The following is a 25,774-nucleotide window of genomic DNA, read 5'->3' as shown; positions in this document are numbered from 1 at the left end:
GCGATGCACCTGTAATGTCTGCGGTATCAACGTGGCGCGGCAGGCCGGGGTTCTGGTACTTCCGGCCGCCGGAAAGCCCTCTTTCTACTATAGCGACGGCCTTTGCCTATCATCGGGCCCTGATGCATCGGATTGCGGTGCCGGGGGCGGCATCGCCGAGGCGCCATCCGCTGGCACCGGCGTCACTTCCGCGCCCACGGCACGGCCGACATCGTCGCGCAATGTGACGAATTCCTTCTCGAAATCCATCGTGCGGCGCTGCGTCGACATGGCCATCAGCACATGGCTGCCAGCGGAGTTTCCGGCGTCGTCAGATGGCTTGTCCTTGATCCAGATCCAGACGCGGCGTTCGCGGATATAGAACATCGCGAACACGCCCAGCACCAGCAGCAGGCAGCCAAGATACACGATGTTCTTGCCCGGCGCACGGGTCATCTGGAACACGCTGGCCTTGACCTCCTGGAAGTCGTCGAGCTGCAGAAATACGGGCGCCGCGTAGAAGAAACTGTCCGACAGCGCGTTGATCGCCTGCTGCAGGAACTGGCCGCTCTGGGCGTCGTTGGCAATCACGGGCAGCTTGTCCTGCTCGCGTGCCAGTTGCCACAGTTCCCACATCGATCCATTGAGAATCTTCAGCAGGACGTCGGCCGCCTTCTGCTGCTCGCTCTGCGGCACCGATTTTTCGAGGAAGGCCGCGATCGCGGTGAAGCCTCCGGGGGGCGCATCGGCCGACGCGCGCGTGGCGCCGGCAAACAGGTCCATGGCCCGCTGGGCGCTTTCGGCCAGTTGCTTGCGCAGCGTCGCCTTGTCGTCGCCGGGCATCGACACGGCCGCAAAGCGACGCGCCGCCTCGCCGCGCATGGCACTGCTTTGCAACGCGGCGCGCAGGCGCATCCAGTCGGCCACGCTGCGCTGGTCGTCGGCGGGAATACGCAGGTAGCGGAACGGTTCGCTCGGCGAATCGCGCATGCCGGCCAGGAACACGGTCTGGCCGTCGAGCTGCACCGGCAGCATGTAGTTGTTGAACTCGCGCGCCTGCCCGGTGCGGTCGCGCAGCTTGTACTGGACCGACGGGCCGACATTGCGCAGGTTCTTGTCCTTGTCCAGGCTGGCCGCCGCACCCAGATGCTGCTCCAGCGCACCCAGCGACGACTTGCGCGCCACCCCGCGCACATCGGCCTTGCCCGACGCATCGGTCACGGTCTCGACGTTGATTTGCCGGAAATCGCTGAATTCGACGGTCAGGCTGTCCTGGTCGGCAGCCGTGCCGGTGCCGGTCAGCGCCACATTGCCGCCCACCGTGCCCGCGATCGGGAAAGTGCCATGGCTGCTGCCCGTCATCGGGTAGCCGACGAACTTCAGTTTCGAGCCGCCGTCCTCGAAGCTGGACTGGTAGATGGCCACGCCATCGACGATCAGCGGTTCGTTCACCTTGATCGTCGCCTCGGTGCGCTTGCCCGTGGCACGATCGGTCACGACCACATCCGACGCGAACAGCTTGGGCATGCCGGTGGAGTAGTAGTCGACCGTGAACTTCTTGAGCATGATCGTGAACGGCAGGTCCTGCACCAGCGCGCCATCGGCGATGTTCAGGATGGCCGTGGAGACGGTGGCCCCCTCCGGCACGAACGCATTGCCGCGGAATCCCGGATTGGCGGGCGACAGCCGGTGCCTGGCAGGAATCTCGCTGATGATGGCGTTGCCGGCGATCGGTGTCTTGCCGCCGAACCACATCTGGGCACGGATCAGCATGTCGCCGTCCAGCAGGCCACCCACGCAGATCACGACGATGGCCGTGTGCGCCAGGATGTAGCCCAGCTTGTTGGCAGCGCCCGCCTTGGCCGCCAGCAGCGTTGCGCCGTCATGCTCCACCGGCTTGACGCGGTATCCGCGGTTGCGCAGCAGCGCACCCAGGCGGCCTGCCGCTTCCGCACGGCCGCGCGGCACCTCATATTCGCCGCGATGATGGAACGCCCGCAGGCTGCGCTCGCGCACATGATCCTTCCACGAGCGCATGTCGACGATCATCTTCGGGGCGTTGCGCGCGATACACAACGACGTGGAGATCACCAGGAATGCCAGGATCAGCAGGAACCACCACGAGCTGTACACCTTCTGCAGCGACAGCGCGTGGAACAGGTCCGCCCAGAACGGCCCGAACTGGTTCACGTAGTTCGGGTACGGTTCGTTCTGCTTGAGCACGGTGCCGATGATGCTGGCAATGGCAATCACCGTCAGCAGCGTGATCGCGAAGCGCATCGAGGACAGCAGCTCGACGGCATCGCGCAGCACGCGGTGTTGGGTCTTCAGGTGCAGCCCTGAAGTGGATGGGGTCGACATGTGCGGTAAAGCCTGAAAGCCGTGTGGCGCCAATTATGTTGGCGCCAGGGTTGCGCGCCGATGTGACGCGATGTGGTGCCGCTCAAAATGAAAAAGGGTGGACATGCTTTGGCAAGCAGGCCACCCTCTTCGATTGTTGCCCACGCGTCCGGTTCATCCCCCGAGGGATGCGCCGGACACACAGGCCTGATACGACTTAACGGACGCCGGCGACGTAATCCGCCACCGCCTTGATCTCGGCATCCGACATCCTGGCGGTAATCGTGCTCATGACCGAATTGTTCTTTCGGGTGCCCTGGCGGAACGCCACCAGTTGCGCTTCGGTGTACTCGGAATACTGGCCTCCAATGCGCGGATACTGGGCCGGAATGCCGGCGCCGGTCGGGCCGTGGCAGCCTGCACAGGCCGGCACGCCCTTGGCGGCGATCCCCCCGCGGTAGATCTTCTGGCCTTCCTCGATCGTCGCCTTGTTCTTGGCCGTGGCAGGCTTGAGCTGCTGCTTGGCCAGGTAGGCGCCGATGTCCTTCATGTCCTGGTCGCTCAGCGCCTGGGCGTACAGCGACATGATGGGGTTGTCACGCGACTTGGCCTTGAAATCCGCGAGCTGCTTGTGAACGTAATCGCCCTGCTGGCCAGCCAGCTTGGGATTGACGGCAGCCGTGCTGTTGCCGGCGGTGCCGTGGCAGGAGAAGCATGCCGGGACATTGCGATCGGGAACACCTTGCGTGTAAAGCGTCTCGCCCTTGGCGGGATCCGCCTTGGCGGCGGCCTGCTCTGCGGCAGATACCAGCCCTGTCATTGCGCCCAGCGGAACTGCCAGCGCCATGACTCCCAAAAGTTTCGCAATGCGGTTCATCCTTACACCTTGTCAGATTTTGTTATGAACACCGTAATGCATGCCGGTCGCCTTTGTCCCCTGCCGGCGGTGAGGAAGCGCCATGGGGCAGGAGCTGGAAACGCGTATGCGCGACGTCCTATTCTTGATCGGGGACAATATTCCCGACCCAATTTCAGAGTTCGCCGATGACATCCGGCAAGGATGCCACACGTCACCCGCTCAGGAGACCGTAAACCGGGTTATTGTACAATAAATCGCTTTCCGGATTGACTTAGGTCAGTGTCTGTGGCGACGTCTGCACTGGCCCCTTGCCAGCGCCCTGTCCGCCGGCTCCAAGTAATCACGCATGTCCCTTCTACAGCAGGCCCGTTTCTTCAATACCGTCAACCATCTGCGCGACCTGCCGGCCACGGCAGTGCCCGAGGTGGCGTTCGCCGGGCGTTCCAACGCCGGCAAGTCGACGGCGATCAACACGCTGTGCAGCCAGAAACGGCTGGCATTCTCGTCCCGCACGCCGGGCCGCACGCAGCATATCAACTTCTTCACCGTGGCCCCGGTCAAGGCGCCGGATCCGCTCGGATTCCTGGTGGACCTGCCGGGCTATGGCTACGCCGAGGTCTCCGGCAGCGCCAAGTACCACTGGCAGGGCCTGCTGTCGGACTACGTCCAGAGCCGCACCCAGCTGGCCGGCCTGATCCTGATGATGGACGCGCGCCGCCCGTTTACGGATCTCGATTGCCAGATGGTCGAGTGGTTTCTGCCCACCGGCAAGCCGATCCACGTGCTGCTGACCAAGGCCGACAAGTTGACCAATAGCGAAAACGCCACGGCATTGCGCGAAACGAAGCGGATGCTGGCCGACTATGCGGCCCAGATGGACAATCCGCCGGCCATGACCGCCCAGCTGTTCTCCAGCCTGAAGCGGCGCGGCATCGAGGAAGCCCAGCGCGTGGTGGCGGGATGGCTGGCGCTGCCCGAGGCCCAGCCGCCCGAGGCACCCGAGGCGCCGGCTGGCGCCCCGCAGGCGTAGGCACGCCCGAATTCCACGCATCCGCATCTGGACCGACCAAAAAAAAGCCCCGTTGCAAGCAACGGGGACGAACTTTCCCACCGGTTCAGGGCGGGTACCCGCTCAGGGAGGAGTAGCGGGGGACACCGCGCTGCGCGAAGCAACACAGAGTGTCCGCGAGTATGATAGCGGGCACGCACAAAAGTTCTTTCTTCTTTTGGCGCACGCATGTCTTCATGGCCCGCAGCCCGCTGCGGTGACGTGCGCCACGCATCCGTCCACGACTTTCTCCTCCCCCGATTCCGCCATGTCCACGTTTCCCGAGTACCGTCCCCGCCGCATGCGTCGCGATGACTTCTCGCGCCGCATGATGCGCGAGAACCGCCTGTCGCCCGATAACCTGATTTATCCGGTGTTCATTCTGGACGGCCAGAACAGGCGCGAATCCGTGGCGTCGATGCCCGGCGTGGAGCGCGTGTCGGTGGACCTGCTGCTGCCGGTGGCCGAAGACTGCGTGAAGCTGGGCATCCCGGTGATCGCCCTGTTCCCGGTCATCGATCCGTCGCTCAAGACGCCCGATGGCATCGAGGCCACGCGCGCGGAAGGCCTGGTGCCCCGCGCCGTGCGCGCGCTGAAGGACCGCTTCCCCGAACTCGGGGTGCTGACCGACGTGGCGCTCGACCCGTACACCAGCCACGGCCAGGACGGCGTGCTGGACGACAACGGCTATGTGATCAACGACATCACCGTCGACATCCTGGTCAGGCAGGCGCTGGTGCAGGCCGAAGCCGGCGTCGATATCGTCGCGCCGTCCGACATGATGGACGGCCGCATCGGCGCCGTGCGCGCCGCGCTGGAAGAGGCCAACCACATCCACACGCGCATCATGGCCTACTCGGCCAAGTACGCGTCGGCCTTCTACGGCCCGTTCCGCGATGCAGTCGGCTCGGCGGCCAATCTGGGCAAGGGCAACAAGATGACCTACCAGATGGACCCGTCCAACACCGACGAGGCGCTGCGCGAAGTGGGCCAGGACATCATGGAAGGCGCCGACATGGTGATGGTGAAGCCGGGCATGCCGTACCTGGACATCGTGCGCCGCGTGAAGGACGAATTTCGCTACCCGACCTACGTCTACCAGGTCAGTGGCGAATACGCGATGCTGAAGGCCGCCGCCCAGAACGGCTGGCTGGACCACGACAAGGTCATGATGGAATCGCTGCTGGCATTCCGCCGCGCCGGCGCCGACGGCGTCCTCACGTACTTCGCCCGCGATGCCGCGCGCCTGCTGAAGGCCGCCGGCTGACCGGCCAACGCTGCCGCATGCAACTCCTGGGCTTTTCGGCCAGCCAGGTACACCCGCTCGCGACGCTCGACGCCGCACGGGACTTTCTTTCCGGCAACGCCGCCGCGCGCTTTGTCTGGGCCGACTTTGCCACCGAGGAGGTGTCGCCCGCGCCCGGCGCGTGGCGCGACCGCCTGGTGGCCCTGACCGGCGCGCCCATCCTCGACCTGCATCTGGCTGATGCCACCAACCCTGCGCATCCGTCGTTCTTCGACACGACCAATGCGTATGACATGGTGATCTTCCGCAAGCTCACCTTCGAGACCAGCCGCCAGTTTGCCGAGGCCGATGCCGCGCAGGCCGGCGGTGACACGGCCGCGCCGGGTACGATGGCCGCCACCCTGGTAGCCCCGGCTAGCGGCACCGCAACGCCGCCGCAGACCGGCCCGGAAGCGGCACCGATGCCCGCCCCGCGCAAGGCCTCGCGCAAGTACGCGCCGGGCTTCCTGCCCGCGCTGGCGCGCATCGACACGCAGCCGGTGGCCTTTTTCGTATTCGACAATGTGCTGATCACGGTGCGGCCATCGCCGTCTCGCACCATCGATCAGGTCCGGCAGCGGCTGCTGGATACCTGCGGCGCGCCGCAATCCGCACCGGCACGGGCCAACGGCGCGGCGTCGCTGATGCATGGCGTTCGCCCGCCCACGCGCCCGGAAGACCTGATGCTGCGGCTGCTGAACGCCATGGTGGACCGCTACCTGGACCTGCGCACGCCGCTGACGCGTCAGCTGGACCGCTGGCAGCGCGCCCTGTTGAGCGCCCGGCAGAGCTTCTCGAGCTGGGAAGGACTGCTCGACGCACGTATCCAGCTGCGCCGGCTTGAGAACCTGAGCGAGGAACAGCGCGACGCGTTGCAGGAATTCCGCGACAGCCTGCTGGACAACCGCTACAGCGCCGGCGACGGCGACCCCGGCGCGGCCAGCCGCGATGAAGTGCTGCTCGTGCGGCTGACCGACCTGATGGAGCACATCATGCGGGTTCTCGCGCACGCGCGGCGGTTGGAGGATTCGATCGAATCGGCCGTGCAGATCCACTTCTCGGCCGTGGCGCACCGCACCAACCGCACCATGCGGGCGCTGACGATCATCACGGCCCTGTTTATGCCGCTCACGCTGATTACGGGCGTGTTCGGCATGAACTTCGCCCGCATGCCGTGGCTGCAGGAGCCGAACGGGTTCTGGTGGTCGATCGGATTGATGGGCGGGGTGGTGGCCGCCATCGGTGGCATCTGGGCGCTGGGACGCTGGCTGGACCGATAGCCGCCGCCCGATCCGGCGCCCCGGGGTGCGGACTCAGGTCTGCGGCGCCTTGCCGAACGCACGCTCCAGGCTGTCCAGGAAGCGGTTCGCCGACTGATAGCCGATCACGCGAACCGGGCGCTCGCGGCCGTCCGATCCGAACAGGATGATGCCCGGCGGGCCGAACAGGCCGAATCGCTTGAGCAGCGCCTTGTCGTCGGCGTTATTGGCCGTCACATCGGCCTGCAGCAGCACGACGTTGGCCAGACGCGCCCTGACCTTGGCGTCGGGGAACGTCAGCTTTTCCATCTCCTTGCAGGAGACGCACCAGTCAGCATAGAAATCCAGCAGCACCGGGCGGCCCGCTGCCGCGGCCTGTGCCACGCGCGCGTCCAGTTCGGCAACGCTTCGCACGCGTTCGAAACGGACGGCTGCGTCCTTGCCGGCGGCCCCTGCCGCCGACGGCCCCGGGAAGCTGCCGAGATGGGACAACGGCTGGAGCGGATCGCGTCCCCCGGAAGCCACCCCGACGATCTGGATGGCGCCCGCCAGCGCGGCAACCAGGCCCAGGCCCTTGCCCAGGCGCAGCAACCCGCGCGGGTCAGGACCGAGCGAGTCGAACGCGCCAAGATACACGGCCGCGACGATCAGCAGGGCCGCCCACGCGATCATCACCACCCACGCCGGCAGCACTGGGGTCACCATCCAGATCGCCACCCCAAGCAGCAGGAACCCGAAGAATCGCTTGGTCGCCTCCATCCATTTGCCCGCGCGCGGCAGCAGGTTGCCCGCGCCGACGCCGACCAGCAACAACGGCACGCCCATGCCCAGCGCCATGGCCAGCAGCGCCGCGCCGCCGGTCAGGGCATCGCCGGTCTGAGCGATATAGGCCAGCGCGCCAGCCAGGGGGGCGGTCACGCATGGCCCGACGATCAGCGCCGAAATCGCGCCCATCGCCACGGCGCCCGCCACCTGGCCACCCTGCCTGCGGTTGGAAGACTGGGTCAGCCGCGTCTGCCAGTGCTGCGGCAGCTGGAGTTCGTAGAGGCCGAACATCGACAGCGCCAGCCCGATCATCAGCAACGCGAACAGGCCCAGCACCCAGGGCGTCTGCAGCGCGGCGGACAGGCCTTCGCCGGCCAGTCCCGCAGCCACGCCCACGGCGGTATAGACCACGGCCATGCCCAGCACATAGGCCAGCGACACGACGAAAGCGCGGCCCCGCGTCACGTGCTCGCCGACCACGATCGACGACAGGATGGGCACCATCGGCAACACGCAAGGGGTGAAGGTCAGCAACAGCCCGAGCCCGAAGAACAGCGCGCCGATCAGCGGCAGGTTGCGGCTGGCCAGCGCGCCGGCGATACGGTCGTTCTCGTCGATTTGCGGACCCCGGACGGCTGGCGTCCTGGGCGGCTCGCTGGCTGGACTGTCCGCCTGCGGCGCGGCGGGCGTCGACCGTGCGGGCGCGCCGCGATCGCCAAAAAGATTGCCCAGCGCCGACCCGCCTACCTTGTAGACGCTTTCCATCGGCGGGTAGCACAGGCCCTTGTCGGCGCAGCCCTGCGACGTCACCACCAGCGTCCAGCGGCCATCGGCCGGCGCCTGTTCGACAGGGACCTTGACGACGACGGCGCCGCGGTAGGTCTCCATGTCCTTGCCAAAGGTCTCGTCGAAATGCACCTTGCCCTGCGGCATGGCCGGAGTACCCAGCTTCACGCCGGCCGGCTGTGCGGCAAAGGCAAATCGCTCGCGGTACAGGTAGTAGCCGTCGGCCACATCGAACCGGACTTCAATGGTCTGGGGATCGACCTGCCTGGCGGCAAACTTGAACGCCTGTTCTGGCGGCAGGAAGTCGTCTTCCGACGCCGCACGGGCGCTGCCCCAGGTCACCAGACACACGAGGAAGATCAGCGCGATTGCGACGATTTGTCGCAACCCCGAACGCACCGACAGACGTCCGCCGCACGCCGCACCGGGCCGTTGTCCGATGGCTGGCGTGGCACCGTCAAGCCACGTTCCGTTCCCGCTGATCCCCGTCGTTCCCATGAGTTGTTCCGATACTTGTTGTTCTGACTTCAAGGCTGGCTTGCGGCCCCGCTGGCTTCCGCCCGGACCCAGCCCAGATAGGCGGGCAGCCCCGCCACCAGCGGCCACGCAATCAGTTCTGGCACGTCGTAGGGGTGCTCGGCGCGGATCACGGCTTCCAGCGCCGCGTACTGGCCCTGCGTGGTCTTGATCAGCAGCGGCCATTCCTGCGCCTGCTCGAGCTTGCCTTGCCACCAGTACTCGGACTGGCACGGTGCCAGCCGGTTCACGCAGGCCGCGACCCGGGCTTCCAGGACGGCCCGAGCCACCCGCGCCGCCGACGCCTCGTCAGGCAGGTTGGTCATCGCCATCCAGACCGATTCTGCCGGGTCCGGGCGCGTCGCGCTATGGGAGGAGTCTGAACTTGTCATGCGTGGATCGGGGCACAAAACAAAAGAGCCAGGCAAAAGCCTGGCTCGATTGTAGTGCCGTGTCCGATAACCCGTCAGCGGGGACGGGTTCGGTCATCACTTATTCCGCAGCTTCTTCAGCCGGGGCTTCGGTGATTTCCGGACGGTCCACCAGCTCGACCAGCGCCATCGGCGCGTTGTCGCCCTGACGGAAGCCGAACTTCAGGATACGGGTGTAGCCGCCCGGACGGGTGGCGTAACGCGGGCCCAGTTCGGTGAACAGCTTGGTGACCATGTCGCGGTCGCGCAGACGGGCGAAAGCCAGACGGCGGTTGGCAACGGTGTCCTTCTTGGCCAGCGTGATGAGCGGCTCGACAACCTTGCGCAGTTCCTTGGCCTTGGGCAGGGTGGTCTTGATCAGCTCGTGCTGGAACAGCGAGTTGGACATGTTGCGCAGCATCGCGAGACGGTGCGACGAGGTGCGGTTCAGTTTCCGCAGACCATGACGGTGACGCATGATGATTCCTTTCGATGACAGTGTTTGACCAGCTCTTCTATCGCCTTGGCCGCTGGAAGCGGGCTCGGGCGCGGGCCGGTAGTGCTACGGTGCCACGGGCGGAATTGCCTGTGGCGCGTTGACAGTGGAGCCGCCTTTCGGCAGCTCCACCCGCCAATTACTTCTCCAGACCTGCGGGCGGCCAGTTCTCGAGCTTCATGCCGAGCGTCAGGCCACGCGAAGCCAGGACTTCCTTGATCTCGTTGAGCGACTTGCGACCCAGGTTCGGGGTCTTGAGCAGTTCGTTCTCGGTACGCTGGATCAGGTCGCCGATGTAGTAGATGTTTTCGGCCTTCAGGCAGTTGGCCGAACGCACCGTCAGCTCGAGGTCGTCCACCGGGCGCAGCAGGATCGGATCGATCTGCGGAGCGCGGCTCGAAGCCGCCTCGGCGGCCGATTCGGTGCCTTCCAGCGCGGCAAACACCGACAGCTGGTCTACCAGGATACGGGCCGACTGGCGAATCGCTTCCTCCGGCGAGATCACGCCGTCGGTTTCGATGTTCATCACCAGCTTGTCCAGATCGGTACGCTGTTCCACACGCGCCGATTCCACGGCGTACGAAACGCGGCGGACCGGCGAGAACGAGGCGTCCAGCACGATGCGGCCGATCACCTTGCCCGACTCGTCGCCGAACTTGCGCACGTTGCCCGGCACATAACCACGGCCTTGCTCGACCTTGATCTGCATGTCCAGCTTGCCGCCTGCGGACAGGTGGGCAATGACGTGACCCGGGTTGATGATCTCGACATCGTGCGGCAGCTCGATATCGGCTGCCGTGACCACGCCTTCGCCATCCTTGCGCAGCGACACCGTGACTTCGTCGCGGTTGTGCAGCTTGAAGACCACGCCCTTCAGGTTGAGGAGCAGGTTGACGACGTCTTCCTGAACGCCATCGATGGTGGAATACTCGTGGACGACCCCAGCGATCGTGACTTCAGTCGGCGCATAGCCGACCATCGACGACAGCAGGACGCGACGCAGCGCGTTACCAAGCGTATGCCCGTAACCGCGTTCAAACGGCTCCATCACGACTTTGGCGTGGTGGTCGCCCAGCGGTTCGACGGCGATGATTTTTGGCTTGAGGAGTGCTGTTTGCATTAGGTTGTCCTTTTCAATACCCTCGGCTCGTTACACCGATAAGGCTGACGTTTGGAACCTGAAAAAACCCATCGTATGATGGGCAATAAGCCCGGCGCGCCGCGTGGCGCGCCGGGCTGAAAGCGAAGCCTTGTGGATAAGGCAAGCGATGAACCGTTCGAATCTCGGTCCGCGATTAACGCGAATACAGTTCGACGATCAGGCTTTCGTTGATGTCGCCCGAAATATCGGCGCGATCCGGAGCCTGCTTGAACGTGCCTTCGAACTTCTTGGCATCCACGTTCACCCAGGTCGGGAAGCCCGACTGCTCGGCCAGCGACAGCGCCTCGGCGATACGGACCTGCTTCTTCGACTGTTCGCGGATCGACACGATGTCGCCAGCCTTGACCTGGGCCGACGGCACGTTCAGCGGCTGACCGTTCACCAGGATCGCCTTGTGCGAAACCAGCTGGCGCGCTTCGGCGCGGGTCGAGCCGAAGCCCATGCGGTACACGACGTTGTCCAGGCGCGATTCCAGCAGTTGCAGCAGCTTCTCGCCGGTGTTGCCCTTGCGGCGGTCGGCTTCAGCGAAGTAGCGGCGGAACTGACGCTCCAGCACGCCATAAATGCGCTTGACCTTCTGCTTTTCGCGCAGCTGGTTGCCGTAGTCGGACGTACGGGCACCCGAGGTGCGGCCGTGCTGGCCCGGCTTGCTGTCCAGCTTGCACTTGTCAGCCAGCGAGCGACGGGCGCTCTTCAGGAACAGATCGGTGCCTTCGCGGCGGGAAAGTTTGGCCTTCGGGCCGGTATAACGTGCCACTTTATCTTCCTTTGATCGATCACGGCGCCATCAGGACGCGCCGCGAGTCCGTCACCTGTCGTGACGGACGGTGGGCTTATGGTTCTTCATCCGCAATGGCCACAGCCACGCGGAGGCAACGCAAAAGCATGATGAATATCGTCCTCGCCGAGGCGGCAGCCTCAAGACGCGGACGCAAAACGAAAGCCCGCCGCAAAAAATTGCAGCAGGCCAACGTGGGATACTACCACACTCCGGAGATACGGGGTAAGACCCTGATCGTATCCCCGGCAAGCCTGGCGCTTAGATACGGCGGCGCTTCGGCGGACGGCAGCCGTTGTGTGGCACCGGCGTCACGTCTTCGATCACCGAAATCTTGATGCCCAGCGCGTTCAGCGCACGGACAGCCGATTCGCGACCCGGGCCCGGGCCCTTGATGCGCACTTCCAGGTTCTTGATACCCTGGTCTTGCGCAACGCGGCCGGCGTTTTCGGCGGCAACCTGGGCTGCGAACGGGGTCGACTTGCGCGAACCCTTGAAGCCCTGGCCACCAGCGGTCGCCCACGACAGGGCGTTGCCCTGACGGTCGGTGATCGTGATGATGGTGTTGTTGAACGAAGCGTGGACGTGCGCAATGCCGTCGGCAACGTTCTTCTTGACCTTCTTACGCGCGCGCTGGGCGGCGTTATTCGGACCTTTTGCCATTCGTCTATTCCTCTGCCTTCGGCTTTACTTCTTCAGTGCCACGCCGGCCTTGCGCGGACCCTTACGGGTACGGGCATTGGTGCGGGTACGCTGGCCGCGGAGCGGCAGACCTTTGCGGTGACGCATGCCACGATAGCAACCAAGGTCCATCAGACGCTTGATGTTCATCGTGGTTTCACGACGCAGGTCACCCTCGACCGTGACCTTGCCCACTTCGTCACGAAGCTTTTCCAGGTCGGCGTCGGTCAGATCCTTGACCTTCTTGTCAAACGGTACACCGGTGGCCTCGCAAATCTTGCGGGCGCGCGAGCGGCCGACACCATAAATAGCCGTCAGGCCGATTTCGGTGTGCTTGTGGTTCGGGATGTTAACCCCTGCGATACGTGCCATTCGTCAATCCTCTTTCCGATTAGCCTTGGCGTTGCTTGTGGCGGGGATCCGACGAGCAGATCACGCGCACGACACCGTTGCGCTTGATGATTTTGCAGTTGCGGCAAATGCGCTTAACAGAAGCCAGCACTTTCATGATTTTCCTCTTCCTTCAATTCCAGTTCGCTTCACTTCGTCCGGAAGACGATACGTGCGCGAGACAGATCATATGGAGTCAGCTCAACCGTCACCTTGTCACCCGGAAGAATCCGGATGTAGTTCATTCGCATCTTGCCGGAGATGTGGCCGAGTACTACGTGGCCGTTCTCCAGTTTGATGCGGAACGTCGCGTTGGGGAGATTTTCCAGGACCTCCCCGTGCATCTGGATGACGTCGTCTTTTGCCATACCTGGTGCCCGCCCCGACCCCAGCTTTCCTTAGCGCAAGGTCAGGTTACCCTTGAAATTCGCCTTCTTCAGCAGCGACTCGTACTGCTGCGACATGACATAGGACTGTACCTGTGCCATGAAGTCCATCGTGACGACCACGATGATCAGCAGCGAGGTTCCGCCGAAATAGAACGGAACGTTCCAGCGCAGCACCAGGAATTCCGGCAACAGGCAGACCAGTGTGATGTAAATCGCACCGGCCAGCGTCAGGCGCACCAGGATCTTGTCGATATAGCGCGTCGTTTGCTCGCCCGGACGGATGCCCGGAATGAAGGCTCCACTTTTCTTCAGGTTGTCTGCCACTTCCCGGCTGTTATAGACCAGAGCCGTATAGAAGAAGCAGAAAAATACAATCGCAGTCGCATACAGCAGGATGTAGACCGGCTGGCCCGGCGACAGCGTGGCAGCCAAGTCCTTGATGAACCGGCCAACCGCACCCGTCGAGTCAGACGTGAACCAGCCTGCAATCGTCGCCGGGAACAGGATGATCGACGATGCAAAGATCGGCGGAATCACCCCTGCCATGTTCAGCTTCAGCGGCAGGTGCGACGACTGACCGCCGTACACCTTGTTGCCGACCTGACGCTTGGCATAGTTCACCAGGATCTTGCGCTGGCCACGCTCGATAAACACCACGGCGTAGGTCACACCAGCCACGATCGCCACGATCAGGATCGCCGCGATGATGCTCATGGAACCCGTACGGACCAGTTCGAACAGTCCGCCGATCGCATTGGGCAGGCCCGCCGCGATACCACCGAAGATGATGATCGAAATACCGTTGCCCAGACCGCGCTCGGTAATCTGCTCACCCAGCCACATCAGGAACATCGTGCCGGTCACCAGCGTGATTACCGCCGTGGCCCGGAACATCAGACCCGGATCGATAACCAGCCCTGGCTGCGACTCCAGCGCCACCGCAATCGACAACGCCTGGAACGTGGCCAGAACCACGGTGCCGTAGCGTGTGTACTGCGTAATCTTACGTTGCCCTGCCTGCCCTTCCTTCTTCAACGACTCCAGCTGCGGCAGCACGATCGTCAGCAATTGCATGATGATCGACGCCGAGATGTACGGCATGATGCCGAGCGCGAAGACGGTAAAGCGCGACAGCGCACCGCCCGAGAACAGGTTGAACATCCCGAGGATGCCACCCGACTGACTCTGGAAAAGCTTCGCAAGCTGATCCGGATCGATTCCCGGCACCGGAATATGTGCACCGATGCGGTAGACGATCAGGGCCAGCACCAGGAACATCAGCCGGCGCTTGAGATCGCCGTACTTCGCCGTATTCCTGGCCTGCGCGCTTGCATTGGGTTTCGCCGTGGCCAAACGATGCTCCGACTGTGACTTCGCCTATGCTGCGAATGCTACTGCGTAATTACGCTTCGATCTGGCCGCCAGCGGCTTCGATCGCAGCCTTGGCGCCAGCGGTGGCACCCAGACCCTTGATCGTCACCTTGCGGGACAGTTCACCGGCCTTGATGACCTTCGCGCTCTTGACCAGCTCGCCCACCAGGCCAGCTTGCTTCAGGACCAGCAGGTCCACTTCGGCAGCTTCCAGGCGTTCGATGTCGCGCAGGGTCACTTCAGCGGTGAAGGCCTTGGTCAGCGAGGTAAAACCACGCTTCGGCAGGCGACGATACAGCGGCATTTGACCGCCTTCGAAGCCAACCTTGTGGAAGCCGCCCGAACGCGACTTCTGACCCTTGTGACCACGACCAGCCGTCTTGCCCAGGCCGGAGCCGATACCGCGGCCGACGCGACGCTTGGCGTGCTTCGAACCGTCGGCCGGTTTCAGGTTGTTCAGTTGCATGTTGCTCTCCGAGTCCCGATCAGGCCAGAACCTTGACCAGGTACGAGACCTTGTTGATCATGCCGCGCACGGCGGGCGTGTCCTGCAGCTCCGAAACGGAGTTCAGGCGACGCAGGCCCAGGCCACGTACGGTGGCGCGATGATCCTCGCGCGTACCGATCAGGCTACGCACGAGTTGCACTTTTACGGTTTTCTGCGACATTTCGTTCACCTTAGCCGAGGATGTCTTCGACCGACTTGCCACGCTTGGCGGCGATCTCGCCCGGCGTGCTCATCTTGGTCAGACCATCGATGGTGGCGCGAACCATGTTGTACGGGTTCGTCGAACCGTGCGACTTGGTCACAACGTTCGTCACACCCATCACTTCGAAGATCGCGCGCATCGGACCACCGGCGATCACGCCGGTACCTTCCTTGGCGGGCATCATCAGCACCTTGGCGGCGCCGTGACGGCCAACAACTTCGTGTTGCAGCGTGCCGTTCTTCAGCGAGACCTTGACCATCTTGCGACGGGCTTCGTCCATTGCCTTCTGCACGGCCACCGGAACTTCCTTGGCCTTGCCCTTGCCCATGCCGATGCGGCCATCGCCGTCACCCACCACGGTCAGCGCAGCGAAACCGAGGATACGGCCACCCTTCACCACCTTGGTGACACGGTTGACCGAGATCATCTTCTCGCGGAGGCCGTCGTCGCGTTCGTCCTGTTGGACTTTTGCTTGCATCTTTGCCATGACGTATCTCTCTTTGAGCGCTTAGAACTTGAGGCCGGCTTCACGCGCGGCGTCAGCCAGGGCCTTCACGCGGCCGTGGAAGCGGAAGCCACCACGATCGAACGCGACGGTTTCCACGCCAGCTGCCTTTGCCTTCTCGGCAACGCGCTTGCCCACCAGGGTGGCGGCGGCAACGGTAGCACCGCTGCCAGTCAGTTCCTTGCGCACTTCTGCCTCGGCGGTCGAAGCCGAAGCCAGCACTTGCGTGCCGCACGGCGAGTACACCTGAGCGTAAATATGCGTATTCGTACGGAACACGGTCAGACGATTGATCTTCAATTCCGCGATTTTCGCGCGGGTCTGACGTGCACGGCGCAAACGAGCGTCTTTCTTGTTCATCTCTGGACCCCTTACTTCTTCTTGGTTTCCTTCAGGATGACGCGCTCGTCAGCGTAGCGAACACCCTTGCCCTTGTAGGGCTCGGGCGGACGGTACGCGCGGACTTCCGCGGCAACCTGACCGACTTTCTGCTTGTCAGCACCCTTGATCACGATTTCGGTCTGCGTCGGCGTTTCGGCCTTCACGCCTTCCGGCATTTCGTGAATCACATCGTGCGAGAAACCAAGCTGGAGCTTCAGCGCGGCGCCTTGCAGTTGAGCGCGGTAACCCACGCCAACCAGCTGCAGCTTGCGCTCGAAACCGGTGGTCACGCCCTTGACCATGTTTGCCGCCAGGGCGCGCATGGTGCCTTGCAGGGCGTTTGCTTCACGCGATTCGTCAGCCGGTTCGAAAGTCAGCGTGCCATCGGCAACGTTGGCCTTCACCAGGCTGTGAATCGGCTGGGTCAGCGTACCGAGCGGGCCCTTAACGGAGAGCACGCCAGCCGCCACATTTACTTCCGCGCCTTTCGGCAGCGCGATGGGAGCCTTACCTACACGGGACATGTTTGCTCCTTACGCGACGTAGCAGAGAACTTCGCCGCCCACGCCAGTGGCACGTGCCTTGCGGTCGGTCATCAGACCCTGCGGGGTCGAGATGATCGCCACACCCAGCCCGTTCATCACTTGGGGGATGTCGCTGCGGCCCTTGTACACGCGCAGACCGGGCTTCGAAACGCGCTCGATGCGCTCGATCACCGGACGGCCGGCGTAGTACTTCAGACCAATGGTCAGTTGCGCCTTGCCGCCATCTTCCTGAACCGAGTAGTCATCGACGTAGCCTTCGTCCTTCAGGACTTTGGCGATCGCAACCTTCAGTTTGGACGAGGGCATGACCACCGACGCCTTCTGCACGCCCTGGGCGTTGCGAATGCGCGTCAGCATATCGGCGATAGGATCGCTCATGCTCATACTGTTTCTCCTGTAGCCTGTGCGTAATTACCAGCTGGCTTTCGTCAGACCCGGGATTTCGCCCTTGAAGGCGATTTCGCGGATCTTGTTACGCGCCAGGCCAAACTTGCGGAAGGTACCGCGGGGACGACCGGTGATCGCGCAGCGGTTGCGCTGGCGAGTCGGGTTAGCGTTGCGCGGGAGCTTCTGCAGCTCGAGACGCGCCAGATAACGCTCTTCTTCCGACTTTTCTTGGTCGTCAATAATGGCCTTGAGGTTTGCGCGCTTGTCGGCGTACTTCGCCACGAGCTTTGCGCGCTTCTTCTCACGTTCAATCAGAGCCAGTTTAGCCACGGTTACCCCTTAATTACGGAACGGGAACTTGAACGCGTTCAGGAGAGCCTTGGCTTCCTCGTCGTTCTTAGCCGTCGTCGTGATGCTGATGTTCAGACCACGCAGTGCGTCGATCTTGTCGTACTCGATTTCGGGGAAAATGATCTGCTCTTTCACACCGATGTTGTAGTTGCCACGACCGTCGAACGATTTGCCCGACACACCACGGAAGTCACGCACGCGCGGCAGGGCCACGGTCACGAAACGGTCCAGGAATTCGAACATACGCTCACCGCGCAGGGTCACCATCGCGCCGATGGGGTAGCCCTGACGGATCTTGAAGCCGGCGATGGCCTTCTTGGCCTTCGTCACAACGGGCTTCTGACCGGCGATCTTGGTCAGGTCACCGACTGCCAGCTCAATGACCTTCTTGTCATTGATCGCTTCGCCCAGGCCCATGTTCAGGGTGATCTTGGTGAAACGCGGCACTTCCATGACCGACTTGTAGCCGAACTGCTTCATCAGCGCCGGCACAACCTGTTCTTTGTAAAACTCTTGCAGACGTGCTGTCATGCTCAACTCCTATCTGTGCCCAGAATCAAGCGGCCAGGACGGCACCGGTCGTCTTCAGCACGCGCACGCGCTTGCCGTCTTCGACCTTGATACCGACACGCGACGGCTTGCCATTGGCATCCACGAGCGCAACGTTGGAAATATGCAGCGGCATCAGCTTGTCGACCACGCCACCGGTGGTGCCCAGCATCGGGTTCGGGCGAGCGTGCTTCTTGGCAACGTTCACGCCTTCAACCACGACCTTGTCGCCTTGCACTGCCTGGACGGCACCGCGCTTGCCCTTGTCCTTGCCGGTCAGCACGATGACTTCGTCGCCTTTACGAATCTTGTTCATGGCGGCTCCTTACAGCACTTCCGGAGCGAGCGACACGATCTTCATGAATCGCTCGGTACGGAGTTCACGAGTCACCGGCCCGAAGATACGGGTGCCGATCGGCTCGAGCTTGTTGTTCAGCAGTACGGCGGCATTGCCGTCGAACTTGACGAGCGAACCGTCAGCGCGGCGCACGCCCTTGGCGGTACGCACGACGACTGCGTTATAGATGTCGCCCTTCTTCACGCGACCGCGCGGCGCTGCGTCCTTCACGGTCACCTTGATGATGTCGCCCACGCTCGCATAGCGGCGCTTGGACCCACCCAGTACCTTGATGCACAGCACTTCGCGCGCACCGGTGTTATCGGCCACTTCGAGCCGGCTTTCTGTCTGAATCATGGTGTTATCTTCCCAACTTAATCCGTCAGGTCTTCGGATATGAAGCCCGTCGGTCAGTCTTGGTCCCGTCGGAGCCAGGCATTGCGCCAGCGCCGCTTGGGTTGATCAACTTGGAAGTCGGTAGTGCCCGCACCCTGAATTACCGGATGCCAGCCCTTGCTCGCTCAACAGGCCCGCCCGGGTGGTACTGCTAAGGCGAACGCAATAAAGCGGAAGTCCAGGATTATAGCAACATAATCCTGGACTTGCAAGTCAGCAAAGTACTGTTGTACTTAGATGACGCGCGCAGCTTCTACCAGCCGGGAAACCACCCAGGACTTGGTCCGCGACAGCGGACGCGTTTCCTGGATTTCGACCTTGTCGCCTTCCTTGTACTGGTTGGCTTCATCGTGTGCGTGGTACTTCTTCGAACGCAGCACGTACTTGCCGTACAGAGGATGCTTGACGCGGTTTTCGATCAGGACCGTGACGGTCTTGTCCATCTTGTCGCTCACGACACGGCCCACGAGGGTCCGGTGAAGCTTTGCTTCAGTCTTCGCAGCTTCGGTCATTTCGCGTTCGCCTTCTCGTTCAGCACGGTTTGCACGCGCGCGATGTCCTTGCGCACCTTCTTCAGCTGGCTGGTGTTCTGCAGCTGTTGGGTGGCCTTTTGCATGCGCAGGCTAAATTGGGCCTTCAGCAGCTCGGAGAGCTCCTGGTTCAGGCCTGCGGCGTCCTTGCCGCGCAGTTCGGATGCTTTCATCCCAATCTCCTTACGTACCGACCTGACGCACCACGAAATTCGTGGCGATCGGCAGCTTGGCGGCGGCGAGGCGGAACGCCTCACGTGCCAGCTCTTCGCTCACGCCATCCATTTCGTACAGCATCTTGCCCGGCTGAATTTCAGCCACGTAGTATTCCGGGTTGCCCTTACCGTTACCCATACGGACTTCGGCAGGCTTCTTCGAAATCGGCTTGTCCGGGAAAATCCGGATCCAGATGCGGCCGCCACGCTTGATGTGACGGGTCATCGCACGACGTGCCGACTCGATCTGACGAGCGGTCAGACGGCCACGGCCCATTGCCTTCAGGCCGAATTCGCCGAAAGACACGGCGTTACCACGGGTAGCCTTACCCGTGTTGCGGCCCTTCTGCTCCTTGCGATACTTCCTACGCTTCGGTTGCAGCATTCTTATTCTCCACTCTTCGCGTCTGCGCCAGGCGCAGCGCGACGACCAGCACCGGCACCACCGCGGCGGTTGCCCGACGGACGGCCTTCGCCTTCACGGCGGCGGCCTTCCGGGCGACCCGGACGACGACGACGGTCTTCTTGCGGCTCTTCCACCACAGGCGCGTCGTTGCGGCCCAGGTGATCGCCCTTGTAGACCCACACCTTGACACCGATGATGCCGTAGGTGGTTTCGGCTTCCGAGAAGCCGTAGTCGATGTCGGCGCGCAGGGTGTGCAGGGGCACACGGCCTTCGCGGTACCACTCGGTACGTGCGATTTCAATACCGTTCAGACGGCCCGAGCTCATGATCTTGATGCCCTGGGCACCCAGACGCATCGCGTTCTGCATCGCGCGCTTCATGGCGCGACGGAACATGATGCGGCGCTCGAGCTGCTGCGTGATCGAATCGGCGATCAGCTGCGCATCGGTTTCCGGCTTGCGGATTTCCTCGATGTTCACGTGCACGGGCACGCCCATGCGACGTTGCAGCTCGGCCTTCAGCAGTTCGATGTCCTCACCCTTCTTGCCGATCACCACGCCCGGACGCGAGCTGTAAATGGTGATACGTGCATTACGGGCCGGACGCTCGATCACAACACGGCCAACCGATGCGTTCTTGAGCTTCTTCTTCAGGAAGTCGCGAACTTCGATGTCTTCTTTCAGCATGCCGGCGAACTTCGTGTTGTTGGCGTACCAACGCGAAGCCCAGTTACGGCTGACGGCCAGACGGAAGCCAGTCGGATGAATCTTCTGTCCCATCGTGACTCCTTAGTTGCCGAGCGTCACAGTGATGTGACAGGTTTGTTTCTCGATGCGGTTGCCGCGGCCCTTCGCCCGTGCGGTGAAGCGCTTGAGCGAGGTTGCCTTGTCGACGAAGATCGATTTGACCTTCAGTTCGTCGATGTCGGCGCCTTCGTTGTGCTCGGCGTTGGCGATGGCCGATTCGACCACCTTCTTCACGATCCCGGCAGCCTTTTTCGGGCTGAACGTCAGGATGTTGAGCGCGCGCTCGATCGGCAGACCGCGGATCTGGTCAGCGACCAGACGCGTCTTCTGGGCGGAGATACGGGCACCGCGATGAATCGCTTTCACTTCCATGATGGCACCTTACCTCTTCGCTTTCTTGTCAGCCGCGTGGCCCTTGAACGTGCGAGTGATCGCAAATTCGCCGAGCTTGTGGCCGACCATGTTTTCCGTCACGTACACCGGCACGTGTTGACGGCCGTTGTGCACGGCGATCGTCAGGCCGATGAAATCAGGCATGATCGTCGAACGGCGCGACCATGTCTTGATGGGCTTCTTGTCCTTGCCGGCTACGGCCGTTTCCACCTTCTTCAGCAGGTGGTCGTCGCAGAACGGACCCTTTTTTGCGGAACGAGTCATATCTTTAGCTCCTACCTACCGATTAGCGCTTGTGGCGGCGCTGGACGATCATGCTGTCCGTGCGCTTGTTGCTGCGGGTACGGTAACCCTTGGCCGGGGTACCCCACGGCGAAACCGGGTCGCGACCAGCAGCAGTCTTGCCTTCACCACCACCATGCGGGTGGTCCACCGGGTTCATCACCACGCCGCGAACGGTCGGGCGAATACCGCGCCAGCGCGTGGCACCGGCCTTGCCGATCACACGCAGGCTGTGCTCTTCGTTGCCCACTTCACCGATGGTGGCGCGGCATTCGATATGCACGCGACGCACTTCACCGGAGCGCAGACGAACCTGAGCGTACAGGCCTTCACGGGCCAGCAGCACGGCGGAACCACCGGCGGCACGGGCAACTTGCGCGCCCTTGCCAGGCAGGATTTCCACGTTGTTGATCGTGGTACCAACCGGGATGTTGCGGATCGGCAGGTTGTTACCGGCCTTGATCGGGGCTTCCGAGCCGTTCATCAGGGCCTGGCCAGCTACCATGCCCTTGGTGGCGATGATGTAGCGGCGCTCGCCGTCGGCGAACAGCACCAGCGCGATGTTCGCGCTGCGGTTCGGATCGTATTCCAGGCGCTCGACCTTGGCGGCGATGCCGTCCTTGTCGCTGCGCTTGAAGTCGACCACGCGGTAGTGGTGCTTATGACCACCGCCCTTGTGGCGGGTGGTGATATGACCGTTGTTGTTACGACCCGACTTCTGGAATTGCTTTTCCAGCAGCGGAGCGTGCGGGGCGCCCTTGTGAAGGTCCTTGTTGACCACCTTCACCATCGAGCGACGACCCGGGGAAGTCGGCTTGGTCTTGACGAGTGCCATGATTACTTGGCCTCCGCTTCAAAATTGATTTCCTGACCCGGCTTCAGCGCCACGTATGCCTTCTTGACGTGGTTGCGACGGCCCATGAAGCGGCCAAAGCGCTTTTGCTTGCCCTTCTGGTTCAGGATCTGAACGGACTGCACCTCGACCTTGAACAGCAGTTCGACGGCGGCCTTCACTTCTGCCTTGTTGGCATCGCGAGCCACTTCGAACACAACCTGTTCGTTCTTGTCGGCCACCAGGGTTGCCTTTTCGGAAACCACCGGCGCGAGCAGCACCTGCATCAAACGATGATCGTTCTTGGCGACTTGCGTCATTTCAGCAACTCCTCGATCTGCGCGACAGCTGCCTTCGTCACGAGCACCTTCTTGTAGTGCACCAGCGACAGCGGATCAGCGTGACGCGGCTCCACGACTGCCACGTTCGGCAGGTTGCGCGAAGCCAGGTAGAGGTTTTCGTCGAGGCTGTCGGTAATGATCAGCACCGAGTCCAGGCCCATGGCCTTGAACTTGTCGGCCAGCAGCTTGGTCTTGGGTGCGTCGACAGCGAAACCGTCCACTACGTTGATACGACCTTCACGTGCGAGCTGCGAGTAAATCGAGCGCATACCGGCACGGAACATCTTCTTGTTGACCTTCTGGCTGAAGTTCTCTTCCGGCGAATTCGGGAAGATACGGCCACCGCCACGCCACAGCGGCGAGGACGACATACCGGCACGAGCACGGCCCGTACCCTTCTGGCGCCACGGCTTCTTGGTCGTGTGCTTGACCTCTTCGCGGTCCTTCTGCTTGCGGTTACCGCTACGGGCGTTAGCCTGATAGGCAACGACGATCTGGTGAACCAGAGCTTCGTTGTAGTCACGGCCGAACACTTCGGCCGAGGCTGCAACGCCTGCGCCGACTTGACCGTTGTCCTGGAGGAGCTTGAGTTCCATTACATGCGCTCCTTAAGCTTTGGCCTTGACGGCCGGGGTCACGATGACCTTGCCGCCCTTGGAACCGGGGATGGCGCCCTTGACCAGCAGCAGCTTGCGCTCTGCGTCGATCTTGGCGATCTCGAGGTTTTGCACCGTGCGGGTGACGTCACCGAGGTGACCCGTCATGCGCTTGCCCGGGAACACGCGGCCCGGATCCTGCGCCATACCGATGGAACCCGGCACGTTGTGCGAACGCGAGTTACCGTGGGTGGCACGACCCGAAGCGAAGTGGTAGCGCTTGATGGTACCGGCGTAGCCCTTACCGATGGTCACGCCCTGCACGTCGATCTTCTGACCGACCTGGAACAGGTCGACCGACAGCGAACCGCCAGCTTGCAGTTCGGCAGCCTTGGCTGCATCGATGCGGAATTCTTTGATGATTTCGCCAGCTTCCACGCCGGCTTTGGCGAGATGACCCGCCAGCGGCTTGGTGACGCGGCTTGCGCGCCGGCTGCCGAAGGTGACTTGAACCGCGGTATAACCGTCGGTCTCGTCCGTCTTGATTTGCGTCACGCGGTTGTCGCCGACCTCGACCACGGTAACGGGAATCGAATCACCGTCGTCCGTGAAAATACGGGTCATGCCAACCTTGCGACCTACAAGGCCAAGGCTCATGGTTTGCTCCATTCCCAGCTGCGATTGGCCGGGGCTGATTGATACACGAAACTGTGCGATTTGCGGGTTGCGCGAAAAGGATTGCGCTGACCAAAACGGTCCCCACTACCCGGAGAAACGGGTAGCCTTACAATATAACCCAGCGGTTTGGAAAGGGCAAGATGATTTGCCGATTTCCGCGCCTGACCGTGTGCCTGGCGACAGAATTTGGCGAAATTGCGGCGCGAAGCCGACTTGGCGCGGCGCGATGTCCGCCGAAGCAGGCAATTCAGGGGGCCACGCGGGCGAAATCGCCGCAATTTGACAGCAGGGGATAGCCGTCGGGGGCCGAAACCCATCGCCAGACACGAGCGGATCGGCATTGACCCATCGTTGGCGCCCACAAAAAGAAAAACGGCGAACCGAAGCTCGCCGTTTTTTGCTGCATCAGGCCGCCGGAGCGGTCCGAAACATACTTACACCTTGATCTCGACGTCCACGCCGGCCGGCAGGTCGAGCTTCATCAGCGCGTCGACGGTCTTGTCCGTCGGATCGACGATGTCCATCAGGCGCTGGTGAGTGCGGATCTCGAACTGATCGCGGCTGGTCTTGTTGACGTGCGGCGAACGCAGGATGTCGAAGCGCTGGATGCGGGTCGGCAGGGGCACCGGGCCCTTGACGATCGCGCCGGTACGCTTGGCGGTATCCACGATTTCGGCGGCCGACTGGTCGATCAGGCGGTAGTCGAAAGCCTTCAGGCGGATACGGATCTTCTGGTTCTGCATGATTGTTCCTTAAAAGAGCGATGGGCAGTGAGCCCGGATTATAGGGGACATGCCCGCAGGCATGTCCCAGGAAGGTTGCTTAGTCGAGGATCTTTGCCACAACGCCGGCGCCGACGGTACGGCCACCTTCGCGGATTGCGAAGCGCAGGCCTTCTTCCATGGCGATCGGGGCGATCAGCTTGACGGTGATCGACACGTTGTCACCCGGCATGACCATTTCCTTGTCCTTCGGCAGCTCGATCGAGCCAGTCACGTCGGTCGTACGGAAGTAGAACTGCGGGCGGTAGTTGTTGAAGAACGGCGTGTGACGGCCACCTTCGTCCTTCGACAGGATGTAGACCTCACCCGTGAAGTGCGTGTGCGGCTTGATCGAGCCCGGCTTGCACAGGACTTGACCACGCTCAACGTCTTCGCGCTTCGTGCCGCGCAGCAGCAGACCCACGTTGTCGCCGGCTTGACCTTGGTCCAGCAGCTTGCGGAACATTTCCACGCCCGTGCAGGTCGTCTTCACCGTCGGGCGGATACCCACGATTTCGATTTCCTCACCGACCTTGACCACGCCACGCTCGATACGGCCGGTCACCACCGTGCCGCGACCCGAGATCGAGAACACGTCTTCCACCGGCATCAGGAACGTACCGTCAACGGCGCGCTCCGGCGTCGGGATGTACGAGTCCAGTGCGTCGGCCAGGTTCATGATGGCCACTTCGCCCAGCTCGCCCTTGTCGCCTTCCAGCGCCAGCTTGGCCGAACCCTTGATGATCGGGGTGTCGTCGCCCGGGAAGTCGTACTTCGACAGAAGTTCGCGCACTTCCATTTCCACCAGTTCCAGCAGCTCGGCGTCATCGACCATGTCGCACTTGTTCAGGAACACGATGATGTACGGCACGCCAACCTGACGGGCCAGCAGGATGTGCTCGCGCGTTTGCGGCATCGGGCCGTCGGCAGCCGAGCAAACCAGGATCGCGCCGTCCATCTGCGCGGCGCCCGTGATCATGTTCTTCACATAGTCAGCGTGGCCCGGGCAGTCAACGTGGGCGTAGTGGCGGTTGGCCGTCTCGTATTCCACGTGTGCGGTGTTGATCGTGATGCCGCGTGCCTTCTCTTCCGGCGCTGCGTCGATTTCGTCGTACTTCTTGGCCGCGCCGCCGAACTTCGCAGCCAGCACCGTGGCAATCGCTGCCGTCAGCGTCGTCTTGCCGTGGTCAACGTGACCAATCGTACCTACGTTCACGTGCGGCTTGGTCCGCTCGAACTTTTCCTTTGCCATGTTTCAGCTCCTAATGGAATACAGTCAGATTCAATTCTTTGCGCCGCCACGCAGGTCATGCGTGGCG

At 62.6% G+C, this 25,774-nt stretch carries 37 protein-coding genes; 3 read left to right on the top strand and 34 right to left on the bottom strand.

What is annotated here, in order from left to right; genetic code table 11:
- Positions 1 to 87: 87 nt before the first annotated feature.
- A complete protein-coding gene (locus tag AC24R4_RS18170; protein ID WP_487523445.1) occupies positions 88 to 2,340 on the bottom strand; it encodes a cytochrome c biogenesis protein ResB in 2,253 nt (750 codons plus the stop codon).
- A 196-nt stretch (positions 2,341 to 2,536) separates the two neighbouring features.
- Positions 2,537 to 3,196 (bottom strand): c-type cytochrome, encoded by a 660-nt coding sequence (locus AC24R4_RS18165; RefSeq protein ID WP_153949088.1) that lies wholly within the window; start codon positions 3,194 to 3,196, stop codon positions 2,537 to 2,539.
- Positions 3,197 to 3,524: 328 nt separating this feature from the next.
- Between AC24R4_RS18165 and yihA the strand changes: the two genes are divergently transcribed.
- The 3 genes from yihA (at position 3,525) to AC24R4_RS18150 (ending at position 6,791) form a co-directional block, all read left to right on the top strand.
- Positions 3,525 to 4,208, top strand: a complete 684-nt coding sequence (gene yihA, locus AC24R4_RS18160; protein ID WP_400394735.1) for a ribosome biogenesis GTP-binding protein YihA/YsxC — start codon at positions 3,525 to 3,527, stop codon at positions 4,206 to 4,208.
- A 286-nt stretch (positions 4,209 to 4,494) separates the two neighbouring features.
- Entirely contained in the window at positions 4,495 to 5,493 is a 999-nt protein-coding gene (gene hemB, locus AC24R4_RS18155) for a porphobilinogen synthase (protein WP_400394733.1), read from the top strand.
- A 17-nt stretch (positions 5,494 to 5,510) separates the two neighbouring features.
- Positions 5,511 to 6,791: a magnesium transporter CorA family protein gene (locus AC24R4_RS18150; RefSeq protein WP_487523444.1), complete on the top strand. Its 1,281-nt coding sequence runs from the start codon at positions 5,511 to 5,513 to the stop codon at positions 6,789 to 6,791.
- 33 nt (positions 6,792 to 6,824) lie between these two features.
- Here AC24R4_RS18150 and dsbD read toward each other — a convergent pair whose 3' ends face one another.
- From dsbD to tuf, 32 genes are all read right to left on the bottom strand, one after another.
- Positions 6,825 to 8,819, bottom strand: a complete 1,995-nt coding sequence (gene dsbD, locus AC24R4_RS18145) for a protein-disulfide reductase DsbD (RefSeq protein ID WP_487523443.1) — start codon at positions 8,817 to 8,819, stop codon at positions 6,825 to 6,827.
- A gap of 29 nt (positions 8,820 to 8,848) precedes the next feature.
- Positions 8,849 to 9,229 (bottom strand): divalent-cation tolerance protein CutA, encoded by a 381-nt coding sequence (gene cutA, locus AC24R4_RS18140; RefSeq protein WP_487523442.1) that lies wholly within the window; start codon positions 9,227 to 9,229, stop codon positions 8,849 to 8,851.
- A 100-nt stretch (positions 9,230 to 9,329) separates the two neighbouring features.
- A complete protein-coding gene (rplQ, locus tag AC24R4_RS18135) occupies positions 9,330 to 9,725 on the bottom strand; it encodes a 50S ribosomal protein L17 (RefSeq protein ID WP_008642987.1) in 396 nt (131 codons plus the stop codon).
- 157 nt (positions 9,726 to 9,882) lie between these two features.
- Entirely contained in the window at positions 9,883 to 10,863 is a 981-nt protein-coding gene (locus AC24R4_RS18130) for a DNA-directed RNA polymerase subunit alpha (RefSeq protein WP_066731234.1), read from the bottom strand.
- A 175-nt stretch (positions 10,864 to 11,038) separates the two neighbouring features.
- Positions 11,039 to 11,662, bottom strand: coding sequence for a 30S ribosomal protein S4 (gene rpsD, locus AC24R4_RS18125; protein WP_092602190.1), 624 nt, complete (start codon positions 11,660 to 11,662; stop codon positions 11,039 to 11,041).
- A 282-nt stretch (positions 11,663 to 11,944) separates the two neighbouring features.
- Complete coding sequence (rpsK, locus tag AC24R4_RS18120; protein WP_066731240.1) at positions 11,945 to 12,346, bottom strand: 30S ribosomal protein S11; 402 nt, start codon at positions 12,344 to 12,346, stop codon at positions 11,945 to 11,947.
- A 24-nt stretch (positions 12,347 to 12,370) separates the two neighbouring features.
- Entirely contained in the window at positions 12,371 to 12,736 is a 366-nt protein-coding gene (gene rpsM / locus AC24R4_RS18115; RefSeq protein WP_011299299.1) for a 30S ribosomal protein S13, read from the bottom strand.
- A 19-nt stretch (positions 12,737 to 12,755) separates the two neighbouring features.
- Positions 12,756 to 12,872, bottom strand: a complete 117-nt coding sequence (gene rpmJ, locus AC24R4_RS18110) for a 50S ribosomal protein L36 (protein WP_008642959.1) — start codon at positions 12,870 to 12,872, stop codon at positions 12,756 to 12,758.
- 31 nt (positions 12,873 to 12,903) lie between these two features.
- A complete protein-coding gene (infA, locus tag AC24R4_RS18105) occupies positions 12,904 to 13,122 on the bottom strand; it encodes a translation initiation factor IF-1 (RefSeq protein WP_019451035.1) in 219 nt (72 codons plus the stop codon).
- Positions 13,123 to 13,152: 30 nt separating this feature from the next.
- A complete protein-coding gene (gene secY, locus AC24R4_RS18100; RefSeq protein WP_092602192.1) occupies positions 13,153 to 14,496 on the bottom strand; it encodes a preprotein translocase subunit SecY in 1,344 nt (447 codons plus the stop codon).
- A gap of 49 nt (positions 14,497 to 14,545) precedes the next feature.
- Entirely contained in the window at positions 14,546 to 14,980 is a 435-nt protein-coding gene (rplO, locus tag AC24R4_RS18095; protein ID WP_008642954.1) for a 50S ribosomal protein L15, read from the bottom strand.
- A 19-nt stretch (positions 14,981 to 14,999) separates the two neighbouring features.
- On the bottom strand, positions 15,000 to 15,182 hold the full coding sequence (rpmD, locus tag AC24R4_RS18090; protein WP_008642953.1) for a 50S ribosomal protein L30: 183 nt from the start codon (positions 15,180 to 15,182) through the stop codon (positions 15,000 to 15,002).
- A gap of 10 nt (positions 15,183 to 15,192) precedes the next feature.
- Positions 15,193 to 15,711 carry a 30S ribosomal protein S5 gene (gene rpsE, locus AC24R4_RS18085; protein WP_066731242.1) on the bottom strand — a complete coding sequence of 173 codons (519 nt, stop codon included), beginning with the start codon at positions 15,709 to 15,711 and terminating at the stop codon, positions 15,193 to 15,195.
- Positions 15,712 to 15,732: 21 nt separating this feature from the next.
- Positions 15,733 to 16,089: a 50S ribosomal protein L18 gene (rplR, locus tag AC24R4_RS18080; protein ID WP_066731243.1), complete on the bottom strand. Its 357-nt coding sequence runs from the start codon at positions 16,087 to 16,089 to the stop codon at positions 15,733 to 15,735.
- Positions 16,090 to 16,100: 11 nt separating this feature from the next.
- Positions 16,101 to 16,634, bottom strand: coding sequence for a 50S ribosomal protein L6 (gene rplF, locus AC24R4_RS18075; RefSeq protein ID WP_066731245.1), 534 nt, complete (start codon positions 16,632 to 16,634; stop codon positions 16,101 to 16,103).
- A 9-nt stretch (positions 16,635 to 16,643) separates the two neighbouring features.
- On the bottom strand, positions 16,644 to 17,039 hold the full coding sequence (gene rpsH / locus AC24R4_RS18070) for a 30S ribosomal protein S8 (RefSeq protein WP_019451029.1): 396 nt from the start codon (positions 17,037 to 17,039) through the stop codon (positions 16,644 to 16,646).
- A 27-nt stretch (positions 17,040 to 17,066) separates the two neighbouring features.
- Positions 17,067 to 17,372 carry a 30S ribosomal protein S14 gene (rpsN, locus tag AC24R4_RS18065; RefSeq protein ID WP_008642942.1) on the bottom strand — a complete coding sequence of 102 codons (306 nt, stop codon included), beginning with the start codon at positions 17,370 to 17,372 and terminating at the stop codon, positions 17,067 to 17,069.
- 9 nt (positions 17,373 to 17,381) lie between these two features.
- On the bottom strand, positions 17,382 to 17,924 hold the full coding sequence (gene rplE, locus AC24R4_RS18060; protein ID WP_008642941.1) for a 50S ribosomal protein L5: 543 nt from the start codon (positions 17,922 to 17,924) through the stop codon (positions 17,382 to 17,384).
- Positions 17,925 to 17,949: 25 nt separating this feature from the next.
- Positions 17,950 to 18,258, bottom strand: coding sequence for a 50S ribosomal protein L24 (rplX, locus tag AC24R4_RS18055; protein ID WP_066731247.1), 309 nt, complete (start codon positions 18,256 to 18,258; stop codon positions 17,950 to 17,952).
- Between the two features lie 9 nt (positions 18,259 to 18,267).
- Positions 18,268 to 18,636, bottom strand: a complete 369-nt coding sequence (gene rplN, locus AC24R4_RS18050; RefSeq protein ID WP_006576237.1) for a 50S ribosomal protein L14 — start codon at positions 18,634 to 18,636, stop codon at positions 18,268 to 18,270.
- A 272-nt stretch (positions 18,637 to 18,908) separates the two neighbouring features.
- A complete protein-coding gene (gene rpsQ / locus AC24R4_RS18045) occupies positions 18,909 to 19,187 on the bottom strand; it encodes a 30S ribosomal protein S17 (protein WP_066731249.1) in 279 nt (92 codons plus the stop codon).
- The gene (gene rpmC / locus AC24R4_RS18040) at positions 19,184 to 19,378 is read right to left on the bottom strand and encodes a 50S ribosomal protein L29 (RefSeq protein WP_039007569.1); all 195 of its coding nucleotides are present in this window, start codon (positions 19,376 to 19,378) and stop codon (positions 19,184 to 19,186) included. Before rpmC ends, rpsQ begins: the two co-directional genes overlap by 4 nt.
- Positions 19,379 to 19,388: 10 nt before the next feature.
- Complete coding sequence (gene rplP / locus AC24R4_RS18035) at positions 19,389 to 19,805, bottom strand: 50S ribosomal protein L16 (protein ID WP_006576240.1); 417 nt, start codon at positions 19,803 to 19,805, stop codon at positions 19,389 to 19,391.
- Positions 19,806 to 19,807: 2 nt separating this feature from the next.
- Entirely contained in the window at positions 19,808 to 20,605 is a 798-nt protein-coding gene (gene rpsC / locus AC24R4_RS18030) for a 30S ribosomal protein S3 (RefSeq protein ID WP_092602196.1), read from the bottom strand.
- Positions 20,606 to 20,614: 9 nt separating this feature from the next.
- Positions 20,615 to 20,944, bottom strand: a complete 330-nt coding sequence (gene rplV, locus AC24R4_RS18025) for a 50S ribosomal protein L22 (RefSeq protein ID WP_092602198.1) — start codon at positions 20,942 to 20,944, stop codon at positions 20,615 to 20,617.
- Between the two features lie 9 nt (positions 20,945 to 20,953).
- Positions 20,954 to 21,229, bottom strand: coding sequence for a 30S ribosomal protein S19 (gene rpsS / locus AC24R4_RS18020; RefSeq protein ID WP_092602200.1), 276 nt, complete (start codon positions 21,227 to 21,229; stop codon positions 20,954 to 20,956).
- A 22-nt stretch (positions 21,230 to 21,251) separates the two neighbouring features.
- Complete coding sequence (gene rplB / locus AC24R4_RS18015) at positions 21,252 to 22,082, bottom strand: 50S ribosomal protein L2 (protein WP_092602202.1); 831 nt, start codon at positions 22,080 to 22,082, stop codon at positions 21,252 to 21,254.
- A 2-nt stretch (positions 22,083 to 22,084) separates the two neighbouring features.
- Positions 22,085 to 22,399: a 50S ribosomal protein L23 gene (gene rplW / locus AC24R4_RS18010; RefSeq protein ID WP_061956557.1), complete on the bottom strand. Its 315-nt coding sequence runs from the start codon at positions 22,397 to 22,399 to the stop codon at positions 22,085 to 22,087.
- Positions 22,396 to 23,016 carry a 50S ribosomal protein L4 gene (gene rplD / locus AC24R4_RS18005; protein ID WP_092602204.1) on the bottom strand — a complete coding sequence of 207 codons (621 nt, stop codon included), beginning with the start codon at positions 23,014 to 23,016 and terminating at the stop codon, positions 22,396 to 22,398. The genes rplW and rplD overlap by 4 nt, the downstream gene beginning before the upstream one ends.
- Positions 23,017 to 23,028: 12 nt before the next feature.
- Positions 23,029 to 23,673 (bottom strand): 50S ribosomal protein L3, encoded by a 645-nt coding sequence (gene rplC, locus AC24R4_RS18000; RefSeq protein ID WP_066731279.1) that lies wholly within the window; start codon positions 23,671 to 23,673, stop codon positions 23,029 to 23,031.
- Positions 23,674 to 24,128: 455 nt separating this feature from the next.
- Entirely contained in the window at positions 24,129 to 24,437 is a 309-nt protein-coding gene (gene rpsJ / locus AC24R4_RS17995) for a 30S ribosomal protein S10 (RefSeq protein ID WP_006160488.1), read from the bottom strand.
- Between the two features lie 79 nt (positions 24,438 to 24,516).
- Positions 24,517 to 25,707, bottom strand: coding sequence for an elongation factor Tu (gene tuf / locus AC24R4_RS17990; protein WP_029051586.1), 1,191 nt, complete (start codon positions 25,705 to 25,707; stop codon positions 24,517 to 24,519).
- Between the last annotated feature and the right edge of the window lie 67 nt (positions 25,708 to 25,774).

It is taken from the genome of Cupriavidus sp. CER-90 (genome assembly GCF_057652055.1).
This window is presented reverse-complemented; position numbering and strand designations above follow the sequence as displayed.